The sequence below is a fragment of the Actinomadura rubrisoli genome (genome assembly GCF_004349215.1).
GTDB classification, from domain to species: Bacteria; Actinomycetota; Actinomycetes; order Streptosporangiales; family Streptosporangiaceae; genus Spirillospora; species Spirillospora rubrisoli.
In genome coordinates this window covers 1-5685 of sequence record NZ_SMKU01000477.1, presented here as the reverse complement: position 1 = coordinate 5685, position 5685 = coordinate 1, and the positions used below count along the sequence as shown (strand labels likewise).

Here is a 5685-nt window from a genome sequence, read left to right as displayed (position 1 = left end):
CCACCCGACCGTCCGTCCCCCCGACCGCCGGGATACCCGCAACCGCCCATCGCCGGTCCGCCTCCTGCTCCCGAACCACCTCACGTCCCGGGACCACCCCCTACCCCCGAACCACCTGTCGACCAGCCTGAACCCGCCGAGTACCGCCGCTACCAGCTCGAAGTACCCAACAGGAGCCTCGTCGATCACGACACCCGTCGCAAGCTCGCCAATCTCCTCCAGGCCGTACTTGATGCGGTCGACCCCGAATACGGCGGAGACCTGCAACTCGTGGACCTCCAACTCAACCTCACAGCCAACGCTGCCGCCGTCCGCGCAATCCAAGACCAAGCTGAGCAAGCTGGAGCGACCTGGAGCGAAGAGAACCTCGACTTCTGACAGAGGCCCAACGGCCGTGACATCTTGCTCCTCGTCTAGGGTCCACGGGTAGGTCTCATCGCCCGAAGGCAGCGTGTCGCTGGGAACCCTCAGTGCCCTGTACCAGCACCCCCAGGCTGCACAGGGCGCCCGAGGTTGAGGTATGGCATGAGCGCCTCTAGTGTCCTGAGTCGTTAGTTCTTTGTTAGTCGGTAGGCTGTGGGGATGCCGAGCCCGAAGCTGGAACCGGTGGTGTTGTCCGACGAGGAACGGTCGGTGCTGACCGGGTGGGTACGCCGTCGCAAGACCTCGCAGGCGCTGGCTTTGCGGGCGAGGATCGTGCTGTTGTGTGCCGAGGGCGGCACGATCGCCCAGGTCGCCGGGCAGGTCAGGACCTCACGCAACACTGTGTCGAAGTGGCGGTCGCGGTTCCTGTCGGCCCGGCTGGAGGGCTTGACCGATGAGCCGCGTCCGGGCCGGCCCCGCGTGATCACTGATGAGCAGGTCGAGCGGGTGGTCACTGCGACGCTGGAGGAGACACCTGGTGCCGATACGCACTGGTCGACCCGGTCGATGGCGTCGGCGACCGGAATGTCGCAGTCGGCGATCTCGCGGATCTGGCGGGCGTTCGGCCTCAAACCGCACACCGTGCAGACCTGGAAGCTGTCGACCGATCCGCAGTTCGTGGACAAGGTCCGCGACGTGGTCGGCCTGTACCTGGCCCACCCGACAACGCACTGGTGCTGGCCGTCGACGAGAAGAGCCAGATGCAGGCGATCGACCGGACGGCCCCGATTCTGCCGATCATGCCGACCACTCCGGCGCGGATGACCCACGACTACGTCCGGCACGGCACCACCAGCTTGTTCGCCGCCCTGGACCTATCGTCGGGCTCGGTGATCGCCCAGCACTACCGGCGGCACCGCCATCAAGAGTTCCTGCGGTTCCTCAAGCTCATCGACGCCGCGGTGCCCAAGGATCTGGATTTGCACCTGGTGCTGGACAACTACGCCACCCACAAGACCGAGGCGGTCAAGCGGTGGCTGATCCGCCACCCCCGGTTCCACCTGCACTTCACCCCCACCAGCTCATCCTGGCTCAACCTGGTGGAGCGCTGGTTCGCCGAGCTGACCAACCGCAAGCTGCGCCGCTCGGCCCACCGCAGCGTGGTCGAACTGGAGCGCGACGTCCGCGGCTGGATCAACGAGTGGAACAAGGACCCCAAGCCGTTCGTGTGGACCAAGACCGCCGACGAGATCCTCCAAACCCTCGCCGCATACTGCCAACGGATTAACGACTCAAGACACTAGGAGAGCAGGACGCCTCCCAGAGCGCCGAGCATTACGCCAGCCACGGCCGCCGTCACGCTGAACCGCACCGGAACCCGTCCCAAATGGCGGCACACACCCCTTACAGCTTCCGGCGCTCCACAGGAGACACCTCTTACCTATGCACCCCTGAGAAGCCACCGTCGCTTCCCGCCGCAGGCGCCTACAGCAACCAGAGCGCGCAAACACGAGCAACCGGCAAAGCCGGGAAGCACACACCGTCGTCAGGACCGTCCAGGCTGCCGAATGTCAACTCGACGAAAGGGCCGGCCGCCTTGTTGCGGGACCGGCCCTTCCGTGGGGAGAACGTCAGAGGTTGTTGTCGGCGGACAGCTGAGAGGGCTGGTGGACGGCCTTCGGCTTCCGTTTCCAACCGCACCGGCGCAAATCTTCAAGGCGTTTGGTCCTGCGGCCTTGAGTTGAGTTCGCAGGACCAAACGCCCGATGGGAACGCTACTTATGGGTGGAAGGTGTCGAAGTAGTCGGCGGGGAGTTTGTTGAGCCAGGCGTGGGCCACTCCGGTCCAGCCGATGCGCAGGAAGTCGGCTTTGCCGTCTCCGTCGAGATCGGCGAGTTGGATGTCCTTGGGCGGAAGGTCGCCGTCACCGGCGATCTTGCCGATGTCGCGGTAGGTGCCGCCCGCGCCCTTGGCCCCCTCGTTGATCCATGCCCTGGCACCGCCCTTGGGGGTGATCAGGATCCGGTCGGCGCGCTTGTCGCCGTTGATGTCGGCGTACCTGATCTCCCGGGGGTTTGCCAGAGCGCCGCTGATCTTCTTGGGGTGGTCCCATTTCAGGTGCGGGCGGGTGCGGTCGACTTGAAGCCCCTGGTTGAACCAGGCGGTCGTCGTGCCGTCCGCCTGGATCAGCAGGTAGTCCTCCCGTCCGCCTCCGGTGACGTCGGCGAACCGGATCTTTGTGCTCGGGTCGATGGTCGGGCTGGTTCCCGCCGACCCCTCGGAGTAGACGCTGGCCCCACCGGCGAACTTCTGGTCGTCCATGCACATGCGTGAACCGGACGGTTCGTCGCCCTTCCAGGTGGAGACGAACACACCCCCTTGGGAATTGACGACCATGCAGTCGGGGAAGCCGTCGCCATCGACATCACCGAAACGCAACTGGTTGCCGACCGCCCCCGGGGACGGTTTGTAGGAGTTCTTGCCTTCGACGAAGGGGGTCCATGCCTTGCCGGAGGGGCCGCTGTTCCACCAGAACCGGAAGTTCTGGTCCTTGTCCACTGTGACGAATTCGGCCTTGCCGTCCTTGTTGATGTCCACCATCCAGAACCGGTTGGTGGAGGGATACTGCTGGGCCTGGATGACGGCCCGGTCCTCCCAGTTCGGGCCCAGCTTGGAGCTGTTGTCGTCGGTACCGGTGCCGTCGTCCTTCATCCCGCAGGCGTCGGATACCTCGCCGGAATCCTGGTAGACCGGGTTGGGAATCCATCCCTGCTCGTTCGCCTCGGTGGCCGCCTTCACGAACGCCGCGCCGGTCTTGTCGTAGCCGTGGTCGGTGGGATGGATGCCATCAGGGCCGATGTCGGAAAGCTCCATCCCGGTGTCGACGTACATCGCGTTGACCCCGCTGTCCACGAGCCGGTCCACCAGACCGGGGATCTGGGCGGAGAACGCCTTGCCTCGCGCGTTCCTGGCCGGGTCGGGGAAAGGCTGCACAGGGGCCACCAGCACGATGGCATCCCCGGCGTCCCTGCTGACTTGCTTGATCAGCGACTCCAGCCGTCCGATCGCGCCGCCCATCTCGAAGTTCTGGATGACGTCGTTTCCGCCCGCGAGGAGCGTGACGACGTTGGGCTTGTAGAGCTTGACCGAACAACTGGCCTTGCCGGCGATCCCGTCGATCAGAAAGCCTCGCCAACCTTCGTTGTCCCGGTCGGCCATCCTGCCCACCCGAACCGAACCCACCATGTCCACCTGGGGAGTGTCGTCCTTGTCGTTCGTGATCTTCGCCTTCGCGGTCAGGTCATCGGTGTCCTGGCCGTTGCGTTCGGCGATCTTCTGCAGGCCCTGGTCGAGGATGTCCCGGTAGCCGTTGCCGTCCGAACTGCCCTCGCCATAGGTGGACGACGACCCCAGCGCCATAGCGCGGTAGGCGAACCGCAGCTCATCACGGGGCTTCTCCTTCATGTGGCCCGTGGCGCGCAGCCAATCGTGCACACAGCTGTTCTTGGTCGCGCACCCGGGTTCGTCGTAAGTCGGGGATATGTAGGCGTCGGCCGGTTTTCTCGAGTCGGTGATACTCCTAGAGACCACGCCGTTGATTTCCACGCGATCATGGCTGTCGCCATGAAGGACCGGCGAGCCGGAGTCACCTTCATGAATCCGAGCGCCATAGGTGACCCGGACTTTGTAGGCAGGACCACCCGCCGCGTCCCTCAACCCTTCCTCGTTGTCGTTCACCAGCGTGCCCGCTGCCGTGATTTCAGGGGACGGGCCGCAGGTCTCGCAGGTTCTTCCCCAACCCTGGACACCTCCGGTGTGCCGCATCTTCACGCGCTTGTTCGGCCCCAAGAACGGGTACCCAGCGTTACCGGTGGGCAGCGGTCCGTCTTGTGGATCCGTTTCAATGATCGCCAGGTCGTGCCTGAAATTCGCAGCGACGATACCGTATGGCTTGCCTTGTCCCCGCTTGCCCGAGCCGACCATCACGAAGTGCTGGCGGACTTCGCCGTATTTGAAGCAGTGTTTGGCTGTCAGGATCCACCGCTCGGCGATGACAGTCGACGAGCACAGATACCGCCGCGGTCCAAGCTCCGGGTTGTCAAGCCATATCTGTGCTGCAGGGGCCCAGGTGTCCCATCGTACTGGCTCTCCATTCTCGATGGCCTTGGCCGGACGCGGAGCGGCCACCTGCAGGGACCCGCCGGCGACGACAACGGCTAGCGCCATCACCAGCAGCGACCACGGCCTGCTGCGGCATATCCGCCTCAATATGATCTGTCCATTCGTGTTTCCCTTTTTTCTGTGCGGGTTGGAGCGCGAACCTGACGAACGACCTCGCGCCTACGGCGCAGTATGCAGCGGCTTTCTCGCCGTCCCTCCTGGAGAGCGCGCCCTATGTGGCGACCATTGGCGGCAGGGCGATAGCCGCGGGGAGGCCGAGAAAGGAACCGGCTGGTTGCCCGGATGATGTTCGTAGCGGATCGCCAGACGGCGCAGCCGGTCTCTCGCCGGCCACTGCCGATACCAGGCAGCCTGTCCTCACAAGTTCCGGCGCTCAACCCCGCCCACGAGGTGGGCGTTGGTACAGCTAGCGCTACCACAGTCCGGCTCAGCCCGGCCCGCGCCGCGTGTTGCGACCATTCCTCTTGTCTGTCGGCGGGCGACTCGTTCAGCCTGCTGGAGCCATCGCGGATCAAAGTGTCGTGAGTTCGTCCGGCCTTCTGCCGGTGAGAAGCGTAGTCGGCCCAGGTGATTCCAGCTGCGGTGGCGTGGTCTTCGGCGCAGGCGGCGGTGTAGCCGATGGCTTGGGCGGCGACTGCGGGTGGCATTTCGGTGACAAGAGCGCGGACGGCGGCCAGGCGGCTGCCGAGGAGGTGGATTCCTGTGCTGGCCAGGTGGTTCATAAGGTAGGTGGAATGGATGTGTTGGTCGCGGAAAATCTTCCCGAAGGGTTCTGGAACGGGAACTGGTCCGTGGGCGCCGAGGGTGATCTGGACTTCGTCGCCGGTGAGGTCGAGGTCATCCATGGTGAGGGTGGAGACGTGGGTCAGGGCTGGGCGACAGGATGCGCGGCTGCCGCCCGTTCGCAGGAAGTGGTCAGTGTCTTGGTCGAGGGTGCGGTGGAGCCAGTTTTCGAAGAGCACCAGCTAGAGGACTTTAAGCGTCGGGGTTACATAGGTGAGTGTGCCGGTCTGGGATGGGCGGGTATTGGTTACCTCGGTGGCATGAGATATCCCGATGGGGGCGGGTTGACCGGCCAGGAGCGTGCGCGGCGTGAGCAGGTGCGGCTGGCCGCAGCGGAGATGTTCGCGGCCGGGGCCG

The 5685-nt window shown here is 64.9% G+C and carries 3 protein-coding genes and 1 pseudogene; 2 read left to right on the top strand and 2 right to left on the bottom strand.

Going from position 1 to position 5685, the window contains the following annotated elements; all coding sequences use genetic code 11:
• A partial coding sequence (locus E1298_RS43385; RefSeq protein ID WP_131903216.1) for a hypothetical protein occupies nt 1–339 on the bottom strand: 339 nt, incomplete at its 3' end.
• Nucleotides 340–582: 243 nt separating this feature from the next.
• Here E1298_RS43385 and E1298_RS43380 point away from each other — a divergent pair.
• Nucleotides 583–1667 (top strand): annotated as a pseudogene (locus tag E1298_RS43380) (IS630 family transposase).
• A 475-nt stretch (nt 1668–2142) separates the two neighbouring features.
• Here E1298_RS43380 and E1298_RS43375 read toward each other — a convergent pair.
• Nucleotides 2143–4590, bottom strand: a complete 2448-nt coding sequence (locus tag E1298_RS43375) for an FG-GAP-like repeat-containing protein (RefSeq protein WP_243726200.1) — start codon at nt 4588–4590, stop codon at nt 2143–2145.
• A gap of 689 nt (nt 4591–5279) precedes the next feature.
• On the opposite strand from E1298_RS43375, the gene E1298_RS49930 reads away from it, so the two are divergent.
• Nucleotides 5280–5685, top strand: a 406-nt coding sequence (locus E1298_RS49930) for a hypothetical protein (RefSeq protein WP_424923215.1), incomplete at its 3' end; no start/stop codon positions are given.

What these genes read in the sequence shown, in the direction of transcription:
- E1298_RS43375 (WP_243726200.1), bottom strand. Translation starts at nt 4,590, where the DNA reads ATGGCGCTAGCCGTTGTCGTCGCCGGCGGGTCCCTGCAGGTGGCCGCT.